The 20,588-nt window shown below is 74.1% G+C and carries 12 protein-coding genes and 1 pseudogene; 9 read left to right on the forward strand and 4 right to left on the reverse strand.

Going from position 1 to position 20,588, the window contains the following annotated elements; translation table 11 throughout:
- The 3 genes from EAO70_RS16345 to katG form a co-directional block, all read left to right on the forward strand.
- Window positions 1-840, forward strand: an 840-nt coding sequence (locus EAO70_RS16345) for a DUF4139 domain-containing protein (protein WP_148003729.1), incomplete at its 5' end; no start/stop codon positions are given.
- 8 nt (window positions 841-848) lie between these two features.
- Entirely contained in the window at window positions 849-2,459 is a 1,611-nt protein-coding gene (locus EAO70_RS16350) for a DUF4139 domain-containing protein (RefSeq protein WP_187283916.1), read from the forward strand.
- A 292-nt stretch (window positions 2,460-2,751) separates the two neighbouring features.
- Window positions 2,752-4,911 carry a catalase/peroxidase HPI gene (gene katG / locus EAO70_RS16355; protein ID WP_261992902.1) on the forward strand — a complete coding sequence of 720 codons (2,160 nt, stop codon included), beginning with the start codon at window positions 2,752-2,754 and terminating at the stop codon, window positions 4,909-4,911.
- Between the two features lie 60 nt (window positions 4,912-4,971).
- Here katG and EAO70_RS16360 read toward each other — a convergent pair whose 3' ends face one another.
- From EAO70_RS16360 to EAO70_RS16370, 3 genes are read right to left on the reverse strand one after another with little or no spacing between them, the layout of a single operon-like run.
- Window positions 4,972-5,556: a GAF domain-containing protein gene (locus EAO70_RS16360; protein WP_148003710.1), complete on the reverse strand. Its 585-nt coding sequence runs from the start codon at window positions 5,554-5,556 to the stop codon at window positions 4,972-4,974.
- 25 nt (window positions 5,557-5,581) lie between these two features.
- Window positions 5,582-6,433 carry a S8 family peptidase gene (locus EAO70_RS16365; protein WP_148003711.1) on the reverse strand — a complete coding sequence of 284 codons (852 nt, stop codon included), beginning with the start codon at window positions 6,431-6,433 and terminating at the stop codon, window positions 5,582-5,584.
- A complete protein-coding gene (locus EAO70_RS16370; RefSeq protein ID WP_148003712.1) occupies window positions 6,430-8,727 on the reverse strand; it encodes a hypothetical protein in 2,298 nt (765 codons plus the stop codon). Before EAO70_RS16370 ends, EAO70_RS16365 begins: the two co-directional genes overlap by 4 nt.
- Before the next feature lie 113 nt (window positions 8,728-8,840).
- Here EAO70_RS16370 and EAO70_RS16375 point away from each other — a divergent pair.
- The 4 genes and pseudogenes from EAO70_RS16375 to EAO70_RS16390 form a co-directional block, all read left to right on the forward strand.
- Window positions 8,841-9,650 (forward strand): annotated as a pseudogene (locus tag EAO70_RS16375) (glycoside hydrolase family 16 protein); the annotation flags it as partial.
- A gap of 110 nt (window positions 9,651-9,760) precedes the next feature.
- A complete protein-coding gene (locus EAO70_RS16380) occupies window positions 9,761-11,947 on the forward strand; it encodes an FUSC family protein (protein ID WP_148003713.1) in 2,187 nt (728 codons plus the stop codon).
- A 204-nt stretch (window positions 11,948-12,151) separates the two neighbouring features.
- Window positions 12,152-13,195, forward strand: coding sequence for a phosphotransferase enzyme family protein (locus EAO70_RS16385; protein ID WP_187283917.1), 1,044 nt, complete (start codon window positions 12,152-12,154; stop codon window positions 13,193-13,195).
- Complete coding sequence (locus tag EAO70_RS16390; RefSeq protein ID WP_148003715.1) at window positions 13,179-13,934, forward strand: NUDIX domain-containing protein; 756 nt, start codon at window positions 13,179-13,181, stop codon at window positions 13,932-13,934. Before EAO70_RS16385 ends, EAO70_RS16390 begins: the two co-directional genes overlap by 17 nt.
- A 202-nt stretch (window positions 13,935-14,136) precedes the next feature.
- On the opposite strand, the gene EAO70_RS16395 is transcribed toward EAO70_RS16390, so the two are convergent.
- Complete coding sequence (locus EAO70_RS16395; RefSeq protein ID WP_148003716.1) at window positions 14,137-15,147, reverse strand: LacI family DNA-binding transcriptional regulator; 1,011 nt, start codon at window positions 15,145-15,147, stop codon at window positions 14,137-14,139.
- Window positions 15,148-15,432: 285 nt separating this feature from the next.
- Here EAO70_RS16395 and EAO70_RS16400 point away from each other — a divergent pair, with 285 nt between their 5' ends.
- Together EAO70_RS16400 and EAO70_RS16405 are read left to right on the forward strand one after the other, a co-directional pair.
- Complete coding sequence (locus EAO70_RS16400; RefSeq protein WP_148003717.1) at window positions 15,433-17,298, forward strand: ricin-type beta-trefoil lectin domain protein; 1,866 nt, start codon at window positions 15,433-15,435, stop codon at window positions 17,296-17,298.
- A 109-nt stretch (window positions 17,299-17,407) separates the two neighbouring features.
- Window positions 17,408-20,494, forward strand: a complete 3,087-nt coding sequence (locus tag EAO70_RS16405) for a glycoside hydrolase family 3 protein (RefSeq protein ID WP_148003718.1) — start codon at window positions 17,408-17,410, stop codon at window positions 20,492-20,494.
- Window positions 20,495-20,588 lie beyond the last annotated feature (94 nt).

The raw sequence follows: 20,588 nt of genomic DNA on the forward strand, positions 1-20,588 counted from the left end.
GGGCCACCGCGCCCGAGCGGGGACGAGCTGGACTACGCCGCCCTGGTGCTGTCCGGCCCCGAGGAGCCGAGTGCGCGCAGGGGCCGGCTGTTCCCCGGCCCGTCCTTCGACGCGGTGGGCGCGGAGTACCGCCGCCGGGCCGACGCCGTCGCCTCGCTGCCGCTGCCCGGCCACGCGGTGCGGCCGCGGGAGTCCGCGGGCTCCTTCGACCACCGCTTCGACGCCGCGGCCCGCGCCGACGTGCCGTCGGACGGGACCTGGCACACCGTCACCGTCGGGGAGATCCCGGTCGGACTGCGCACCGAGTACCTGTGCGTGCCGTCGGTGGAGCAGGCCGTGTACGCGACCCTGGTCCTGTCCAACGCCACGGACCAGGCGCTGCTCGCGGGACCGGTGGAGGTCTTCGTCGACGACGACTTCCTGCTGACCACCGCGCTGCCCACGCTCGCGCCCGGCGGCGTCCGCCGGGTGGGTCTCGGACCGGCCGAGGGCATCCGCGTCACCCGGCGCACGCAGCTGAACGAGTCGACGGCGGGCCTGCGGAACAACGTCACCGTGCTCGACCACCGCGTCCACGTCGAGCTGGTCAACGGGCTCGCCCGGCCCGCCCCGGTCGAGATCCGCGAGCGGGTCCCGGTCACCTCCGACTCCGATGTGCGGATCGAGGAGAAGGCCGACTGGACGAAACCCGCCGACGGCGGGGCCGCCGAGCACCACGCCCCGGGCACCCGCGTCTGGCGGGTGGAGCTGCCCGCCGGTGGCACGACCGCCCTCGACGGCGGGTACGAGATCCGCATCCCGGCCGGCAAAGCCCTGGTCGGCGGAAACCGCAGGAGCTGAGAGAGCCCATGTCCACCGACTCGACGCCGATCACCGGCGACGGCACGTCCGTGCCCGGCGCCCCCGGGCCCGTTCCCGTGATTCCCGCTCCCGTCACCGCCGTCACCTGCCTGGAGGACCGCGCCCAGATCGAGCGGGCCGTGGAACTCGACCTGGCGGGCGGGGTCCAGCGGCTGCGGCTCGGACCGGTCACCGCGCTGGCCGTCGACCGCACCCTGCACGCCGAGGTCACCTCCGGTCACCCGGTGACCGTGCTCGACGTCCGGATCGTCCGCGGCTGGGAGCCGCGCGCACCGCGGCCCGGTGACGAGGACTCCGCCCTGCGGCACCGCGTCCACGCCCTGGAGGAGGAGCGGGCCGTCCTGGAGCGGACCCGCGAGCGGCTCCGGACCCGGCTCGACGTCCTCGGCGGTCTCGCCGCCGACCTCCTGCGGGACATCGGCGAGGGCGCCGGCTCCGGCGAGGCCGAAGGATCCCGCTGGAGCCGTGAACTGGACCGGGTGGACGCCGAGCGCGACACCTGCGGCGAGCGGCTGCGCGCGGCCGACGCCCGGGCGGCCGCGCTCCGGGCCGAACTCGGCGAGCTACGGCGGGCCGTGGAGAACGCCGAGGAGGAGCCGGCCGAGCTGGTGGCCCACGTCGAGCTGACCGTGGAGGCGGCCGCGGCCGGACCGGTCGGGCTGGTGCTGAGCCACCTCGTGCCGTGCGCCCTGTGGCGGCCGGCCTACCGGGCGGTGCTCGACGGCCCGGAGGTGACCCTGGAGACCGACGCGATGGTCTGGCAGCGCACCGGCGAGGACTGGAGCGGGGTCGGGCTGACGCTGTCCACCGCCCGGTCGTCCACGGCCACCGAGCCGCCCTCGCTGGACGAGGACCGGCTGACGCTCAAGGACCGCACGGCGGCGGAGCGGCGTACGGTCGACGTCGAACTGCGCGAGGAGGACGTCAGCGATCTGGGACCCGTACCGGTCCTCGGCCTGCCCGGCGTGGACGACGGCGGCGAGACGCGGGTGCTGCGCTCCCCCGTCCCGGTCTCCGTGCCCTCGGACGGCCGCGCGCACCGGGTGCCGCTCTCCGTCTTCGGCACGGCCGCGCGGAGCGAGTACGCCTGCTCGCCCGAGGTGTCGCCGCTGGTCACCCAGGTGGTGCGGTTCGACAACCGGTCCGGGCACGTGCTGCTCGCGGGACCCGTGGACCTGGTCCGCGGCGGCGGGTTCGGCGGCCGGGGCACGCTCGGGTTCACCACCCCCGGCGCACCCGTCGAGATCGCCTTCGGCAGCCGCGACGACCACCGGGTGGTCCGGGAGGCGGAGGAGACCAGGGACACCACCGGGATCACCCAGCGGACGGTGGTCACCCGCACGGTCCGGCTGCACGTGTCCCGGTTCTCGGCTCCCGGGGAGTCGGACGACCGGGTGGTCGTCCTGCGGGAGCGGATCCCGGTCTCGGAGGTCTCGGCGGTGGAGGTACGGCTCCGCGAGGAGGCGTGCTCGCCTGCGCCCGACACGGTCGACGCCGAGGGCATCGTCCGCTGGGACGTCACCCTGCCGCCCGGCGGACGGCGGACCGTCACGCTGGTGTACGAGCTGTCGGCGAGCTCCCGGGTCGCGGGACTCTGAGCGGGGCGGGGGGGAGACCTTTCCCCCGCCACCTTCCTCCCTTTCCGCCCATTCCCTCCTTACGTCCTTTCCGGCGGGTCGCTCATAGGATTTCCCTTCTCTCGCACGAATTCCGGCGCCGGAAGGCCCTGCGTGTTCTCTCCGTGGTGCGGTCCGCGGTGCGCGACCATACGGACGCCGAGTCGCCGTGCCCGACATTCCAGAGGCGGACGACGTCACGCGCACGCGGCCGGCCGACGGAATCATCGCGACAGGAAGAAGGACGGACGTGTCCGAGAGCGAGAACCCGGCAATCCCCTCCCCGACCCCGAAGGCGACGCGCCCCAGGACGAACCGGGACTGGTGGCCGAACCAGCTGGACCTCTCGGTCCTCCACCAGCACTCGCCCCAGGCCAGCCCGATGGACGAGGACTTCGACTACGCGGCGGAGTTCGCGACCCTCGACGTCGACGCGCTGAAGCGGGACGTCTTCGAGGTGATGACGGCCTCGCAGGACTGGTGGCCGGCCGACTACGGCCACTACGGGCCGCTGTTCATCCGGATGAGCTGGCACGCGGCGGGGACGTACCGCATCGAGGACGGCCGGGGCGGCGGCGGCTCCGGCGCGCAGCGTTTCGCACCGCTCAACAGCTGGCCGGACAACGCGAGTCTCGACAAGGCGCGCCGGCTGCTGTGGCCGGTGAAGCAGAAGTACGGCCGGAAGGTCTCCTGGGCCGATCTGCTGGTCTTCGCCGGAAACTGCGCGATGGAGTCCATGGGATTCAAGACGTTCGGATTCGGCTTCGGCCGGGAGGACATCTGGGAGCCCGACGAGGTCTTCTGGGGCCCCGAGGACACCTGGCTCGGAGACGAGCGGTACCGCGGCGACCGGGAACTCACCGGTCCTTTCGGGGCCGTCCAGATGGGCCTGATCTACGTCAATCCCGAGGGCCCCAACGGAAATCCGGACCCGATCGCCGCGGCCCGCGACATCCGCGAGACGTTCGGCCGCATGGCGATGAACGACGAGGAGACGGCCGCGCTGATCATCGGCGGGCACACCTTCGGCAAGTGTCACGGGGCGGTCGACCCCACGTGCGTCGGACCGGAGCCCGAGGCCGCCCCGCTGGAGCAGCAGGCCCTCGGCTGGCGCAACACCTGCGGCAGCGGCAAGGGCGCCGACACGCTCACCAGCGGCCTGGAGGGCGCGTGGACGACCGAGCCCACGCGCTGGGACAACGGCTACCTGGACAACCTCTTCCGGTACGACTGGGAGCTGACGACGAGCCCGGCCGGCGCCCGGCAGTGGACCCCCACGGACCCCGCGGCACGGGACACCGTGCCGGACGCCCACGATCCGTCGAGGCGGCACGCTCCGATGATGCTGACCACGGACCTCGCGCTGAAGCTCGATCCGGTCTACGGGCCGATCGCGCGGCGCTTCCACGAGAACCCGGACCAGCTCGCGGACGCCTTCGCCCGCGCCTGGTACAAGCTGCTGCACCGTGACATGGGTCCCGTCTCCCGCTACCTCGGCCCGTGGATCCCGGAGCAGCAGCTCTGGCAGGACCCGGTCCCGGCGGTCGACCACCCGCTGGTCTCCGACGCGGACGTCGCCGCCCTGAAGACCCGGATCCTCGACTCGGGCCTCTCCGTCTCCCGGCTGGCCGCCACCGCGTGGGCCGCGGCGGCGAGCTTCCGCGGCACGGACAAGCGCGGCGGCGCCAACGGCGCGCGGATCCGGCTCGCGCCGCAGAAGGACTGGGAGTCCAACGCCGTCCCGGAGGTGACCGAGACGGTGGCCGCCCTCGACCGGATCCGGCGGGAGTTCGACGACGGCCGGTCCGACGGGGTGCGGATCTCCCTCGCCGACCTGATCGTGCTGGGCGGCTGCGCGGCCGTCGAGCAGGCCGCGCGGAGCGCCGGCCACACCCTCACGGTCCCCTTCTCGCCGGGGCGCACCGACGCCTCGCAGGAGCAGACCGACGTGGAGGCGTTCGCCGTGCTCGAACCGCGGGCGGACGGCTTCCGCAACTACCTCCCGGCGGGCGAGAAGCTGTCGCCGGAGACCCTGCTGCTCGACCGGGCGAACCTGCTGACGCTGACGGCGCCGGAGATGACGGTCCTCGTCGGCGGCATGCGGGCACTGGACACCGGCTTCCGCACGTCCCGGCACGGGGTGTTCACCGACCGTCCCGGGGTGCTGACCAACGACTTCTTCGTGAACCTGCTCGACATGGGCACGCAGTGGAAGCCGTCGGAGGCCACCGAGAACGTCTACGAGGGCCGGGACCGGGCCACCGGCGAGGTCCGGTGGACGGCCACCGCCGCCGACCTCGTGTTCGGCTCGAACTCCCAGCTCCGCGCGCTGTCGGAGGTCTACGGGGCGCGGGACGGCGGCGAGAAGTTCGTCCGCGACTTCGTGGCCGCCTGGAACAAGGTCATGGACCTGGACCGGTTCGACCTCTCCTGAGCCGCGCGCCCCGGGCGCCCCTCCCGCCGGACGGCGGCCCGGGGCTTCCGGGGCGCTCTCTCACTCCTCCAGGAGACGGCGGGCCTCCGCCAGGAGGCGGAGGAGTTCGGTGCGCGCCGGGTCCTCGGGGGCGGCGGGCGCCGCCCCGCGCGGCGCGTGGGTGGTGAGGACGTGCAGGGCGACGGCGGCCTGCCGGGCGAAGAGGCTCAGCAGGTCCAGCTCGGACAGGCTGGACCGGGCCTGCTGCGAGGGGTCGAGGACCTCCAGTACGCCGAGGACCCGGTCCCCGTGCACGAGCGGCGCGGCCATCAGCGCGTTCGGGACGAAGCCGGTGGACTTGGCGACGTCCCGGTCGAAGGACGTGCTGTCGTGCAGGTCGTCGACGACCATCGGTTCGCCCGAGGCGGCGACCCAGCCGGCGATCCCCCGGCCCGCGGGGAACCGCCGGCCGACCAGGAACTCCTGCCCCTGCCCGGAGACGGCCTCGAAGACCAGCTCGTCCGCCTCCGCCTCCAGGAGCAGGATGGAGCTCGCCTCGGCGCCGAAGATGGCGCGCGCGGTGTCCACGACCGACTGCAGGAGCTCCGCCATGGCCGGATCGGGCCGGGGCGCGGGTGACACGGCGGGGGCGATCGTCTGGGCCATGGGGGTTCCCTTCCGGCGCCGGTCGTTACCGGCTGTCGTGGACACGGACGTTGGCGGCGGACAGGTACAGGGCGTTCTTCAGCTGGAACGGGGTCAGCCGCGGCCGGACGGACAGGATCCGCGCGCACAGCCCGGCGACGAACGGGGTGGCGAAGCTGTTGCCGGAGGTGCGGATCGACGTGCCGCCGAGCCACGCCACCTGCACCCGCTGGCCCGGGGCGAAGAACTCCACCGGCGGCTCGGGGTTGTAGAGGTGGAGGTCGGGGTCGTCCTCCTGGTGGCTGCCGACGGAGATCACCGAGGAGAAGCGCCAGGGGAAGCTCTCGACATGGGTGTTGTGCGCGGAGGCGACGATCACGGTCTGCTGGAAGTACGCCTCGTCGGCCAGCCTGCGCAGTTCCTCGACGAAGCGGTCGCGGCTGGTGGAGAGGGAGAGGTTGACGACGTCGAAGCGCTGGCGGACGGCCCACCGGATCCCTTCGAGGAGGATGTCGCCGCTGCCGGAGAAGCGCTCGCCGAGCACCCGGACGCTGGACAGCTCGCAGTCCGGCGCGGTGCGGCGGATGATCCCGGCGCAGGCGGTGCCGTGACCGCAGGCGTCGCCCTCGTCGGTCTCCTCCACGTGGACGCCGTCGTCGTCCTTGAAGACGCGCCAGGACCGGTCGACCGGGCCGACCATGGGGTGGTCCCGTTCGACCCCGGAGTCGACCACGCAGACGCGTATGCCGCGCCCGGTCCCGCCGAGCAGACCGCCCTCGGGCGGCTCCGGCGGGTGGTCGGCCTCCACGGGTACGTCGGCGGGGCCGCGCCCGCGCAGGCCCCAGGTGAGTCCGGGGGCGGGGGCCGCGGCACGGGCCGCTTGCTGACCGGTGGTCATCGTGGTGCGTCCTTTCCGGTTCCGGCGGGTGCCGGGCCGACGGGCTCGGTCCCGGGCGGGCGGCCCTGGCAGCGCAGGGCGAGCTCCTCGGCCCGGCGTGCGGCGGGGAGGTGCCCCTTGGCGCCGAAGCTCCGCCGGGCGCGGACCGCCGCCTCGCCCGCGTCCCGCACCCGTCCCAGGGTCAGGGCGGTGCGGGCCGCGTCCAGGGCGGCGAGGCCCTGGACGATGGGCGAGTCGGTCAGGACGGCGGTGGCGAGTGCCCGGTCGGCGAGGCGGGTGGCGGCCTCGGCCTCGCCGTGTTCGGCGGCGATCCGGGCGCGCAGGCCGTCGAGGTCGGCCGACTCGGCGCGCGGCCGGGGCGGCCCGGCCGGGCCGCCCGCCGGTTCCAGGGCGGCGAGGGTGCCGTGGGCGGTGCGCCAGTCCCCGAGGTCGAGGCGGATGCGGGTGGTGTCGAGGAGGGCGCTGCGGAGCAGCCCGGTCGCGCCGAGGGCCCGGGCGGCGGTGGCGGCCCGTTCGAGACTCTTGAGGGCCTCCTCGGGTCGTCCGGCCAGTTCGTCGACGGTGGCGGTGAAGAGCGGCAGGAACGCGTCGGTCTCGGCGTATCCGAGGCGCTGGGCGAGCTGTTCGGCCTCGGCGAGGCAGGCGAGCGCGCCGTCGCGGTCGTCGTGGAGGGCGAGGACGACGGCCAGCGGGCAGTTGAGGGTCAGGCGTACGGCCCGGCGGCCGGAGCCCTGCTCGGCAAGGAGCGCGCGGCAGCGGGTGACCGCGTCGGCGACGGGCAGGGGCCCGCGCCAGAGGGAGACGCCCATCGCTCCGAGGGTCGCGGCCCGCTCGGGCTCGGCGTCGGCCCGTACCGCGTGGCCGAGGGCCCGGTCGAGGAGCCGCTCGGCGTCCCGGTGGCGGCCCTGCTCCTGGGCGTGCTGGGCGAGCCGCAGGCAGGCTCGGGCCTGGCCGAACTCGTCGCCGGCCGCGGCGAAGACGGGCAGGGTGACGGCGGCGGCCCCGGCCGGCGACTCGACGGGGGCGGCCGGGCCGTCCCCGGCGCCGCCGGTCGCCGCCCGCTCCGTCCCGGTCCGTCGGTCGTCCGTGGGGTCGTCGGGCGGCGGGCCGACGGAGGCCAGGCTCAGTCGGGCGTGGGCCGCCTCCACCGTGTCCGTGCCGGCCTTCGGGGGCTCCGCGAGGACTTCTTCGAGCAGTGCCCGGCCCTCCGGGACGCGCCCGAGGTCCAGGAGTGTCTGGCCGAGTCGGCGTCGGGTCGCGGTGCGGCCCGGCTCGCCCTCCGTGTAGCGGGCGGCGGCCCTGTCCAGCAGGTCGGCGGCCCACACGGGGTCGGCGTGGGCGAGGGCCAGGCGCCCGCCCTCGGCGAGGGCGTCGGCGGCGCGGCGGCGCAGCCCGTCGGTGTGCGGGTCCTGGGCGCCCAGCTCGACGCGGTAGCGGTACGCCTGTTCCAGATGGGCGCCGATCGCGGCGCTGCCGCGCTGCCGGACCGTGTCGAGGCGGGCCGCGCGCTCGTGCCGGTCGGCGCGGTCCTGTTTGGACTGGGTGGTGTGGACGACCTCCTGGATGAGGCCTCCGGCGAAGCGGAATGCCTCGCCGTCGGGCCTGATGAGGCGGTGGCGGACCAGTCGGCGCAGGGTGGTGCGGAGTTCGGGGGCGGTCCACGTCTCGGCGGGTGGCGCGGCGAGTGCCAGGAGTTCGTCGGCGGTGAAGTCGCCGTCGAGGACGGACGCCAGGCCGAGGGCCTGCTGCTCGGGGGGTTCGAGGGCGTCGATCCGGGCTCCGATCAGGGCCTGGAGGGGCAGCGGGACGCCGTCCGCGTCGACGGGCCCGCCGGCGACGAGGAGCTGCTCCAGGTGCAGCGGGTTGCCGCCGACCCGGGCCAGTATCTGGGGGGTGAGGGGCGAGCTGTCGCCCGTACGTCCGGTCAGTCCGGCCGCCAGCAGCTGGGCCTCTCCGTCGGTGAGGCCGCCGAGCAGGACGGCCCCCGGGGCGAGCGCGGGACGGGTGTCGAAGAGCTGGGGGCGGGTGAGCAGGACGAGGAGGACCGCCGCGTCGGTCAGGGCGCGCGCGAGCCGGTCGAGGGCGTCGAAGAGCGGTGGGGCGGCCCAGTGGCAGTCGTCGACGACCAGCACGACGGGCTGCGTCTCGGACAGCTCGGCGAGGACCTTGGCGAGGGCGGCGCAGGTGTCCGCGGGGGACGGGTTGGGCGTCCCGTCGAGGAGGAGACCTTGGTGCAGCAGGTCGAGTTCGGGCGAGGGCGGGACCGTGCCGACGTTCTTGAGCAGCCCGGCCACGGCGTCGGCGAGCGGTCCGAGGCTGGGCTGCGCGCCCCGGGACCGGCAGCGGCCGACGCCGTGGCGGGGGACGGAGGAAGGGGCAGGGGTGCCCAGGTGGCCCCCGCCACGCCGGGGCCGCGCTCTTCGACGACTTCGACTACACCGGCCACACCGACCCGGCGATCGGCGCCCACGGCTGGAGCGTCCGCTCCAACTCCGGCGGCCCCGGCGTGGCGGGGGCCACCTGGGCTCCGGAGAACGTCACCTTCGCCAAGGAGGGCACGAACTCGATCATGAACCTGCGGTCCTCGACCGCCGGCACGGGCGAGTCCACCCGGCACACCGAGATCCTCACCCAGACCTCGAAGTTCAAGAACGGCACCTACGCGGCGCGGGTGCGCTTCTCCGACGCGCCGGTGTCGGGCCCGGACGGCGACCGCGTCGTGCAGACCTTCTTCACCATCAACGACCTCAAGGCACCGATGGCCGACGACTACGCCGAGTACGACTTCGAGTACCTCCCCAACGGCGGCTGGGGCGAGCCCGCCAACATCCTCTACACCACGTCGTGGGAGACCTACCGGCCCGACCCCTGGGAGGCCGTCAACCAGCACTCAGAGTCCCGCACGAGCTACGCCGGCTGGCACGACCTCGTGCTGACCATCGACGACAACACGATCGTCTACTACGTCGACGGCCAGGAGTTCGGCCGGCACGACGCCCGGTACCTCCCCGAGCGCCCGATGTCGATCAACTTCAACCAGTGGCTGATCGACCTCGCCGGCCAGACCTCGACGACCCCGCGCGCCTACGACCAGAAGGTCGACTACGTCCTGCACGTCAAGGACCAGGTCCTGACCCCCGCCCAGGTGGCCGCCAAGGTCGGCGCCTACCGCACGGCGGGCACCACCTTCCAGGACACGGTGCCGGCCGCGCCGTAATCCGGCCGGACCGCTCCCGCCCCCGGTCCGCCTCCGCGGGCGGACCGGGGGCCGGCCCGCGCGGACGTCCGCCGCATGCCGGACGGGCCGTCCCGGTGGATCCTGGGGACATGGGTGGAGATCCCGGGACGCGGCGGTCGAAGGCCGGGCTCCCGCCGGCCTACGCGGCGGCCGTGCGGCGGTCGGTCCGCGTCACGGTCGCCGCCGCCGCAGGTTTCTACCTCTTCCTGTACGGCTTCGACTCGCCCGTCGCCGCCACCTACGCGCTCTTCGCCGCGGTCGCGATGGCCGGCCTCTCCCGCATCCCCGGCAACGGGCGGCAGCGCGCCGCGACCCTGCTGCCCGTGGTCCCCGCGTGCTGGGTGCTCATCACGATCGGCACCTACCTGTCCGTGCGGACGTGGAGCGCGGTCCTCGGCATGTTGGTCGTCGGCTTCGTCCTGGCGTTCATGGCCGTGGGAGGCCCCCGGCCGGCCGGGGCCGCGCCGGGGCTCCAGCTGATGTACATCCTGCCGTCCTTCCCGCCGTACGTCCCCGGGACCCTGGGCGAGCGACTGGTCGGCGCCACCGTCGGGCTGCTCGTCCTGATCCTCGCCGAGGCCTTCCTGCTGCCCGACCGCGCGCCGCGCGTCCCCTACCGCGAACTGGCCGCCCGGGCCGCGGAGAGCGCGGGGCGCTGCGCCGACCAGCTGGTCTCCGCCCCGTACGCCCTCGGCGACGCCGCCCGCCGGACCGCCCGTGAGACGAGCGGCGGTCTGCGGTCCTCGCGGGTGCCCGAGGCGGAGCGGCCCGCGGGCCCCGGCGTCAGGCCGCGGGCCCTCACCCACACCGGTCTGGCGGCCCGCACCCTGCTCGGGCGGCTGGCGGCCCTCCCGCCCCACGCGGGCGACCCGGCGGAGGGCGGGGCGGCGCCGGAGGTGCTGCGTGAGGTGCGGGACGCGTCCCTCGAGGCCGCCGCCCGGCTGCGCGGGAACGACCGCCCGCGGGGCGCCCGCCCCCACCCGCAGGAGCCCGCGCCGGCCCGCGGCCGTCTCCAGGAGGCCCGTCACTCCCTGGCCGCGGGCGCCGCGCCGGGCGCCACGCCCGCCGCGCTGCGCCGCCACGCGGCCGTCTTGGAGGTCGCGGACGCGGCGCTGGCGATGTCGACGGCGGCGGAGATCGCCGTCCTGGGCAGAGCGGCTCCGGCGGCCGCCCCCGGCCGGTTCTGGTACGCGCGGATGCGGGCGCCCCAGCTGTGGTGGCACCGGATCTCCGGGCACGCGGGACAGCGGTCGGTGTTCTTCCAGAACGCGGTGCGCACCGCGCTGGCCCTCGCGGCGGCCCGCACGATCGCGGGTCTCGACACGCTGCCGCACGGGTTCTGGATGCTCCTCGCCACCCTCACCCTGACCCGGACGACGGCCCGGGAGACGCGGAGCACGGTACGGGTGGCGCTCACCGGGACCCTCGTGGGGGCGCTCGTCGTGGCCGCGCTGCTCTCCCTCGTCGGCACGGACACGACGGTGTACGCGGCCGCGCTGCCTCCGCTGATGCTGGTCGCCTTCACCCTGGGGCCGGTGAAGGGCGTGGGCTGGGCCCAGGCGATGTTCACGATGGTCGTCGCCCTGGTCTTCGCCCAGTTGGCGCCCGCGACCTGGCAGCTCGCCGAGTTCCGGCTCCTGGACGTGGTCGCGGGCAGCGCGGTCGGCGCCGTGTTCGGGCTGCTCGCCTGGCCGCGGGGCGCCCACGACGAGCTCCGGCGTGCGGTGGCGACGATGCTCCGCAGCGCCGCGGAGACCGTCGTGTCCACGACCTCCCAGCTCGCCGCGGGCGGGGCACGCGCGCCCGTGGCCGTCTCGCCGGGCCACCGGTCGCTGCAGCACGCCCTGATCATGGCGGAGTCGGCGTACGCGCAGTACCGCAGCGAGCCCGCCGAGCTGAACGCGCCCGACGACCCGCAGGACTGGCAGGCCGCCCTGATGTCCGGCCACCACACCCTCTGGGGCGCGGACCGGCTGCTGGTGCCGTTCGAACCGACCGTCGTCCCGCCGCTGCCCCGGGACTCCGCCGCGTCGGCGACCCGGATCGGCGACCGGGTGGCGGCGGGCATGCTGCTGGTCTCCGCGCGGCTGGACCCCGGCGGCGACACACCCGGCAGGCCGGCCGCCGCCGATCCGCGCGCCTTCGTCGACTTCGCCGCCGAGCCGCCGGGGGCGCCCCGGCCGTACTACGCGACGGTGGAGTGGCTGGAGGCCCTGATGACGGACGTCGAGCGGATCAGCGAGAACCGGAAGATCGCCGAGCACCGCGAGGGGTGATCGGCCGGTCGCCGGTCGCCGCGACGGACAGTTCCCGGAGTCGTGCGGCGGCGTCGGGGGCGACAGCGGTCGGGGTGTACGGGGACCACCTCGCCCGCCGCGAGGCAGGCGGGCTCCGGGACCCGACGGCCTGAGGTACTCCGGCGGCGCGCGGCTCTGCGTCGGCGGCGGGGTTGGGGCGGCGCCCGGCGGGAAGGATCGGGCGTGACCATCAGCTCCCGGGCCCGGCTCGACCGGGTGACGTTCGTGCTCGCCGGCGAGTTCGGCATCGTGCCGTCCTCCCTTGCCGAGGGCCCGTCCGGTACGGCGACGCGCAACTACCTGGCGGAGACGGACACGGGTGAGCGCTGGTTCGTGAAGACGTACCCGGAGGGGACGGACCTGGCGGAGGCCGAGGCCGCGGCGGGGCTCGCCGAGTACGCCCGGCTGTGCGGCGTACCGGTGGCGCGGGCCCGGCACGCGGTCGACGGGAGGCGGCTGGTCGCCTCGTACCGGGGGACGGCCGTCTCGGTGACGGCGTACGTCGCGGGGGCGGTCACCGCCGACGGGCGGCTCACCGGCCGGAGGTGGGAGGCGGTCGGCACGGCGGTCGGGCGTCTGCACCGGGGGCTGGCCCGCCATCCGCTCGGCCGGCCCACGTGCGGCCCGCGGGACAGGTCCTTCGATCCGGCGCGGGCTCGTGTACGCCTCATGGATCTGGTCAGCCGCTACGAGGCGGAGCCACCGCGCACCGCGTTCGAACGGTGGGCGGCGGAGGCGGCGCGGGAGCGGCTGGCCGCGCTGCCGCTCGTGGAGCGGCTGCTGGCGAAGGCCCCTCCGGTGACGACCTCGCAGCTGGTGCACGGGGACCTGTCGGGGCCCAACGTCCTGCTGCGCGGCGACCGCGTCGCCGCGGTGATCGACTTCCGTCCGCCCGGTCGGCGCGATCCGATGTGGGAGCTGGGCCGCCTCGCGCTGGACCCCCGCACGGTGCTCGCCCACGAGGACTGGCCGGAGGGCCTGGCGCGGCTCGTCGCCGCCTACCGGGAACTGCATCCGACGCCTCCGGTGGAGGAGCTGGTGAGCGTGGTGCGGCTGACGGCCGCGTACCTGGGGTGCACGGTGTATCCCTTGAACACCGTCGTCGACGGCCTCGGCCCGGTCACCCCGTCCCTGGAGGCGTACGCCGAGCACCGCGTCCTGGCCGCGGCCGCCCTGCGCGCCCGCCTCGACGAGGCGGAGGGGGCCCTCCGTGACCGACTCACCTAGTACGCACCCGACCGCGCCGGCGGTGGAGTTCCTCGACGCGCGGCGGATCGCCTTCACCGAGGGGCCGCCGCCCGTCCTGACGCCGTGGGAGCTGAGCGAGGTGGACCGGCTGTGGTCCGGCACGAGGGCCGGCAACCCGGCGGTGTTCGACGGGCCCCTGGTGGCGGTCACCGGGATCGACCTCTCCGTGCCCGGGGTCCTGGTGGCGTCCTGGGCGCGGCTCTCCTACCGGTACCGGGCGCTGCGGGTCCTCCGGGCCGCCGCCGACGTGCCCGGCTCGGTGTTCGTGACGGTGCTGCTGCCCACGGAGCGCGGGCTGGTCGTCGGCCGCGGGTCGGCGACGACGGCGGCGCCGGGGCGCTGGACGCTGCCGGGTGGTGCGGTGGAGCCGCCCGTGGGGGCCGGGCCGCTCACCGAGGCCGCGCTCCGGCGGGACGCCGCGCGCGAGCTCGCGGAGGAGATCGGGGTACGGGTCGCCGCCGAGGGGTTGCGTCTGTTCGCGGTCACCCGGGGCCACCGGTTCGGGAGTCTGGGGTTCCACTTCCTCGCCCCGCCCGCGGCCGCCGCACCGGTCCTCCGTCGGCATGCCGAGCTGGTGGCCGCGGAGTCCGGGCACGGGGCCGGGCCCGAGCTGGACGCACTCGCCTTCGTGTCCTCGGCGTCCGAGGCGGAACGCCTGGGCCCGGGCTCCGACTACCTGGCGCAGGTCCTCGACCGGTACGACGGAGGCTCGGTCTGACCGTACGTCAGACGCGCGGTGTCGAGGGCGGGTTGGGACCCCGGAGGCGGTGCGGGTGTCCGTTGGTGACGCGTCGCGACCGGTCGGGGCCCCTCCCCCGGATTCAAGCTGCCCTTCGAGGACTCATTGCGCCTCACGGTCGACTTCTTGAGTGAAACCGTCAGCACCTTGCGTCATCGAGCCGGGGTGCGGGGTCGGAGAGTCAGGCGGACGGCGGCGGTGCCGTCGAGCCGCGGACGACCAGTTCGGGTTCGAAGAGGAGTTCGCCGGGGTCGGTCTGGGTGCCCTGGATCTGGGCGCAGAGCAGTTCCACGGCGGCGCGCCCCATGGCCTCGATGGGCTGGCGCACGGTCGAGAGCGGCGGCTCGGTGCAGTTCATGAAGGCGGAGTCGTCGAAGCCGATGACGGAGACCTGCGACGGGACCGCCAGGCCCCGGCGCCGGGCGGCCCTGATGGCGCCGAGGGCGAGCGGGTCGCTGGCGCAGACGATGCCGGTGACGCCCCGCTCAAGGAGGCGGGCCGCGGCGGCCTGCCCGCCTTCGAGGGAGAAGATCGACCGGACGACGTGCTCGTCCGGCAGGTCGCCGCCGGCCGCCTCGGCGACGGCGCGGGCCGCTTCGAGCTTGCGGCGCGAGGGGACGTGGTCGCTGGGGCCGAGGACCAGGCCGATCCGCTCGTGGCCGAGGGAGGCCAGATGACGCCAGGCCTGCTCGACGGCGACGGCGTCGTCGCAGGAGACGCAGGGGAAGTTGAGGCCCTTGATGGACGCGTTGATCAGGACCACCGGGATGTTGCGCTCGGCGAGCTGGTGGTAGTGGTCGTGCGGGGCGTCGGCCTGGGCGAACAGGCCTCCGGCGAAGACGACTCCGGAGACCTGCTGCTGGAGCAGGAGGTCGACGTAGTCCGCCTCGGAGACGCCGCCCTTGGTCTGGGTGCAGAGGACCGGAGTCAGGCCCTGCTGCGCGAGCGCGCCGCCGATCACCTCCGCGAACGCGGGGAAGATGGGGTTCTGCAGTTCCGGCAGGACGAGGCCGACCAGGCGCGCGCGCTCGCCCCGCAGCTGCGTGGGCCGCTCGTAGCCGAGCACGTCGAGCGCGGTGAGGACGGACTGTCGTGTCGCCTCGGAGACACCGGGCTTTCCGTTGAGGACACGGCTGACCGTCGCCTCGCTGACTCCCACCTTCTTGGCCACCTGGGCAAGTCGTCGCGTCATGAACGCAAGAGTATCGCAGGCTTCGCAAGCGAATTGCGGCGCTGCCGACCGCCCGTGACGGGCGTGTGCGACCCCGGTGATCGGACAACGTGTGAAGGGTTGACGGGCACTGGGGCGCCTCATAGCTTCAGGACTTGATAAAAGGCTTGCTGTTGTTGTCCGTTGGGCGCGAGACGGCGAAAGGTTTGTCAGGTGCATAACACATTCGGGCGGATACGCAGGTGGTTCCGGCGGTCGGGGACGGGCCCCGGGACCAGAGCCGCCGCCGGGCCCCGCACCCGCCGCTTGCGGCCGCTCACCGCGCTGACCGCCGGCGCCCTCGTCGCCGGCAGCCTGGTCCTCACCGGCCCCGGCACCGCGCAGGCCGCGGGCGAGCGGGTCGACGTCTGGCTCACCACCACCTCCGACTCCGGCGGCCGTACGGTCACGCGGGGCCTCGCCCCGCAGGCGCCCCTCGCCTTCGGCCCGGCCGGCGGCTCCGCGAACCACACGGTCACCGTGAACGAGAACACCACGTACCAGCAGTTCGAGGGCGGCGGCGCCTCCATCACCGACACCACCGCCCATCTGCTGCGCGGCGGCGCCGTCAGCGCCGCCACCCGCGACGAGGTGATGCGCAGGCTGTTCTCGCCGACCGAGGGCATCGGCCTGTCCTTCGTCCGCAACCCCATCGGCGCCTCGGACCTCTCCCGGCCCGGGCACGTCTCCCTCGACGACACCTGCTGCGACCTGAACGACTTCGGCGCCAACGGCTACGACACCGACGTCCGGCTGCTGACCGTCCAGGCCAAGCAGCTCAACCCGGCCCTCCGCGTCAAGGGTGTGCCGTGGAGCGCGCCGGGCTGGATGAAGGACAACGGCCGGATGGACCAGATGGGCTGGCTGAAGGCGGAGTACTACCCGCTGTACGCCCAGTACCTGGTGAAGTACGTGCAGAGCTACCAGGCCGCCGGGGTCAAGGTCGACTACCTCTCCGTGCAGAACGAGCCGAACTGCTGCCAGGCCGGCAACCCGACCGCCATGAACTACCCGGGCATGAGCTGGAACCCCGCCGGGCTCGTCGAGTTCACCAAGAACCACGTCTACCCGGCCTTCCGGGCCGCGGGCATCACCACCAAGGTCCTCGTCCACGACTGGAACTACGGCGACTACGCCTCCTTCGGCGCCGGGATCCTGAACGACGCGGGCGTGCGCAACGACCCCCTGTTCGGCGGCATCGCCTGGCACGGCTACTTCGGCGACCCGGCCGTGGGCACCCAGGTCCACAACCAGTACCCCTCGGTGAAGCAGTTCAGCACCGAGCACTCGGGCGGCACCTGGATCGGCAACCAGCACAACGAGGACATGGCCGACATCGTCGACTACGCCCGCAACTGGAGCGGCAGCCTGGTCAAGTGGAGCCTCGGGCTCAACCAGAACATGGGCCCGCACAACGGCGGCTGCGGCACCTGCACGGGCCTCATCACCGTGCAGGAGGGTGGCGCCCGGGCCGGACAGGTCGACTACACCGTCGAGTACTACACGACGGGACACCTCACCAAGTTCGTGAAGCCCGGCGCGTACCGGATCGACTCCACCGCGAACAGCACGGTCCAGAACGTGGCCTGGCGCAACTCCGACGGTTCGAAGGCGCTGATCGCCCACAACGGCGGCGGGTCCGCCCAGTCCGTACGGGTCGACTGGGGCAACCAGTCCTTCACCTACACGCTGCCCGCCCGCACCACCGCGACCTTCACCTGGTCCGGGACCGGCGGCGGTAGCGGCGCCGGGGCGCTGACGGGCCTGGCCGGCAAGTGCCTCGACGTGGCCGGCGGCGCCACCGCCGACGGCACCCCCGTCCAGCTGTACGGCTGCAACGGCACGACCGCCCAGCGCTGGACCCCCTCCGCCGACGGCAGCATCCGCGCGCTCGGCAAGTGCCTTGACGTCACCGGCGGTTCGACGGCCGACGGAGCGCAGGTCCAGCTGTACACCTGCAACGGCACCGCGGCCCAGCGCTGGTCGTACGACGCCACCACGCACGACGTCGTCAACACCGGCGCGAACAAGTGCCTGGACGTCACCGGCAACTCCTCCGCCGACGGGACCAGGGCGCAGATCTGGACCTGCACCGGCGGGGCCAACCAGAAGTGGACCCACCACGCGGCCTGACCCGCGTACGTCCTCCGAGTCCCGCCTCTCGCACGAGGCCCGCAAGAGCTCGTACGTCTCCGAGTCCCGCCCCCTCACGAGGCCCACAGGGGCCTTCCAAGGAGTCCGCATGCCACCCGCACGTCCCCGCAGAACGGTGGGCGCCGCCGTCGTCGCCGCGACGGCCGTCCTCACCGGTCTGCTCACCGGCGGTCTGTCCACCGCCGCCGCCCAGGAACCCGCGCCCCGGGCAGTCGACCGGTTCGAGGGCGAGATCCCCTTCGCCTCACCGCCCGCCGAGGGCCTGTTCACCTGGGGAAACGCCACCGAGTCCCACCCCAAGCTCGAACTGAGGGAACGCGCCGACGCGCCCGAGGGCGGCAAGGTCCTCGAAGGCCGCTACGACATCAGCGGCTGGGGTGGCTTCACGCATGACTTCGCCTTCGACCGACCGGCGCACGACTGGACGGCGTACAAGGGGATCCGGTTCTGGTGGTACGGCCAGAACACGGCCCCGCTGCCGCCCGGTTCGGGCAAGCGGATCGCCCTGGAGATCAAGGACGGCGGCGCGAACGGCGAGGCGTCGGAGCTGTGGACGACCTCCTTCACCGACGACTGGGAGGGCTGGCACCTCGTCGAGATCCCGTTCTCGGAGTTCCAGTACCGGACCGACTACCAGCCCGTCGGCGGCATCGACCAGGTCCTCGGGCTCGACCGGATGTGGGGCTACGCGGTCACCCTCCCGACCGGCGGACCCGGGTCGTTCGCGCTCGACGGCGTCGAGCTGTACGGCACGGCGGAGCCCGCGCTCACGACCAAGGTGGTCACGAAGTCCGTCGTGCACCCCGTCGACGAGGGCGGCGGCGCCCGGGTCGACGTCTCGGTGGCCACCACCGGCTCCGGACCGATCGGCGAACCCGTCACCGTGGCGTACACGACGGAGGGCGGCACCGAACCGGGGCGTGCGGAGCCCGGGAAGGACTACCGTCCGGTCACCGGCAGCCTCGTGTTCCCGGCCGGGACCCCCTCCGGCACGACCCGCTCGATCACCGTGCAGACCCTCAAGGACGGTTCGGCCGAGTCCGCGGAGACGATCCCGCTGAAGCTCACGGTCGAGGGCGCCAAGCCTGCCGCCGAGAACCCGCTGGTCGTGGTGAACGCGCACGGTCTGCCGTACCTCGACCGCAGACTGCCGGTGCGCCGGCGGGTCTCGGACCTGCTGTCCCGGATGTCCCCGGCCGAGAAGGCCGGCCAGATGACGCAGGCGGAGCGGAACGCGCTGCGGGGCCAGGGGGACATCGCCGGGTACGCCCTCGGGTCCCTGCTCTCCGGCGGCGGCTCCGTCCCCACCCCCAACACGCCGGCCGCCTGGGCGGCCATGGTCGACGCGTACCAGCTGCGCGCGCAGGCGACCCGCTTCCAGATCCCGCTGATCTACGGCGTGGACGCGGTGCACGGGCACAACAACGTCATCGGCGCGACGATCATGCCGCACAACATCGGCATCGGCGCGGGCCGGGACCCGGAACTCGCCGCGCGGACCGGCGCCGTCACCGCGAAGGAGGTCCGGGCGACGGGCGTGCCATGGGACTTCGCCCCGTGCCTCTGTGTGACGCGTGACGAACGGTGGGGCCGCTCGTACGAGGCCTTCGGCGAGGACCCGGCGCTCGTCACCGCGATGGAGACCGTCATCAACGGCATGCAGGGCGCCCGGAACGGCAAGGACCTCGTCCGCAACGACAAGGTCCTGACCAGCGCCAAGCACTTCGTCGGCGACGGAGGCACCGCCTTCGGCTCCTCGACCACCGGCTCGTACACGATCGACCAGGGCGTCACCAAGGTCACGCGGGCGGAGCTGGAGGCGGTGCACCTGGCGCCGTTCGCCGAGGCGGTGAAGCGCGGCACGGGCACGGTCATGCCCTCGTACTCCTCGCTCGACATCCTCGGGGACGAGCAGGGCCCGGTGAAGATGCACGCCAACGCCGAGATGATCAACGGCGTCCTGAAGGACCGGATGGGCTTCGAGGGCTTCGTCGTCAGCGACTGGCAGGCCATCGACCAGATCCCGGGCGACTACCCCAGCGACGTGCGCACCTCGGTCAACGCCGGACTCGACATGATCATGGTGCCGACGAACTACCAGGAGTTCACCCGGACGCTGACCTCCGAGGTCGAGGCCGGGAGGATCCCCGCCGCGCGGATCGACGACGCGGTGGCCCGCATCCTCACCCAGAAGTTCCGGCTCGGACTCTTCGAGAAGCCGTACGCCGACACCGCGAACCTGCCGTCCATCGGTTCGGCCGAGCACCGTGCGGTGGCGCGGGAGGCCGTGGCGAAGTCCCAGGTGCTGCTCAAGAACGAGGGGTCCGTGCTGCCGCTGAAGCCGTCCCAGAAGGTGTACGTGGCGGGGTCGAACGCCGACGACCTGGGCAACCAGGCAGGCGGCTGGACCATCAGCTGGCAGGGTTCGTCCGGCCGCACCACGACCGGCACGACGATCCTCGAGGGGATGCGGAAGGCGGCGCCGGGGGCCGGGATCGGGTGGTCGAAGGACGCGTCCGCGCCGACCGACGGGTACGACGTCGGCGTGGTGGTGGTCGGCGAGGCCCCGTACGCCGAGGGGTTCGGCGACGTGGGCAACGGCCACGACCTGGAGCTGACGGCCGCCGACAAGGCCGCGGTCGACAAGGTCTGCGCGGCGATGCCGTGCGCGGTCCTGGTCGTGTCGGGCCGGCCGCAGCTCGTCGGCGACCGCCTGCCCGCCGTCGACGCCCTGGTCGCGTCCTGGCTGCCGGGCACGGAGGGCGACGGCGTCGCCGACGTGCTCTACGGCAAGCGGCCGTTCACCGGCCAACTGCCGGTCAGCTGGCCGAAGTCGGAGGCCCAGCTGCCCCTCAACGTGGGGGACGGCAGCTATGACCCCCAGTACCCGTACGGCTGGGGGCTGACCACCCTCACCCCGGCGCCCACCGGCGGGGAGCCCGCGCTGCGGGCGCTGCGGGTCGCGGCCGTGGCGCTCCAGGCGGTCGGCCGCGGCGACTCCGCCGAGGGGCGCAAGCTCGTGGGAGTGGCGCGCCAGATCGTCCAGCGGAAGATCGGCCTGCGCATCACCGAGGCCACGGCCAAGCCGTTCGCCGACGCGGACCACCTGCTGCTCACGGGTGATCTCGCGGGCGCCGTCGGCAAGCTGACGGAGGCGTACCGGGCCGCGGGCTGACACAGGACGCGGACGCGGGGCCCGGCCCCCGGGGAGGACGACTCCCCGGGGGCCGGGCTTGTCGTGGTCACCGTCCCGAGCTATCTTGCATTGC

This window comes from Streptomyces sp. adm13(2018) (assembly GCF_008042145.1).
Lineage (GTDB): Bacteria > Actinomycetota > Actinomycetes > Streptomycetales > Streptomycetaceae > Streptomyces.

Coding starts and splice junctions, on each gene's coding strand:
- EAO70_RS16395 (WP_148003716.1), bottom strand. CDS start 15,147: ATGACGCGACGACTTGCCCAGGTGGCCAAGAAGGTGGGAGTCAGCGAG.
- EAO70_RS16405 (WP_148003718.1), top strand. CDS start 17,408: ATGCCACCCGCACGTCCCCGCAGAACGGTGGGCGCCGCCGTCGTCGCC.
- EAO70_RS16365 (WP_148003711.1), bottom strand. CDS start 6,433: ATGACCACCGGTCAGCAAGCGGCCCGTGCCGCGGCCCCCGCCCCCGGA.
- EAO70_RS16360 (WP_148003710.1), bottom strand. CDS start 5,556: ATGGCCCAGACGATCGCCCCCGCCGTGTCACCCGCGCCCCGGCCCGAT.
- EAO70_RS16380 (WP_148003713.1), top strand. CDS start 9,761: ATGGGTGGAGATCCCGGGACGCGGCGGTCGAAGGCCGGGCTCCCGCCG.
- EAO70_RS16350 (WP_187283916.1), top strand. CDS start 849: ATGTCCACCGACTCGACGCCGATCACCGGCGACGGCACGTCCGTGCCC.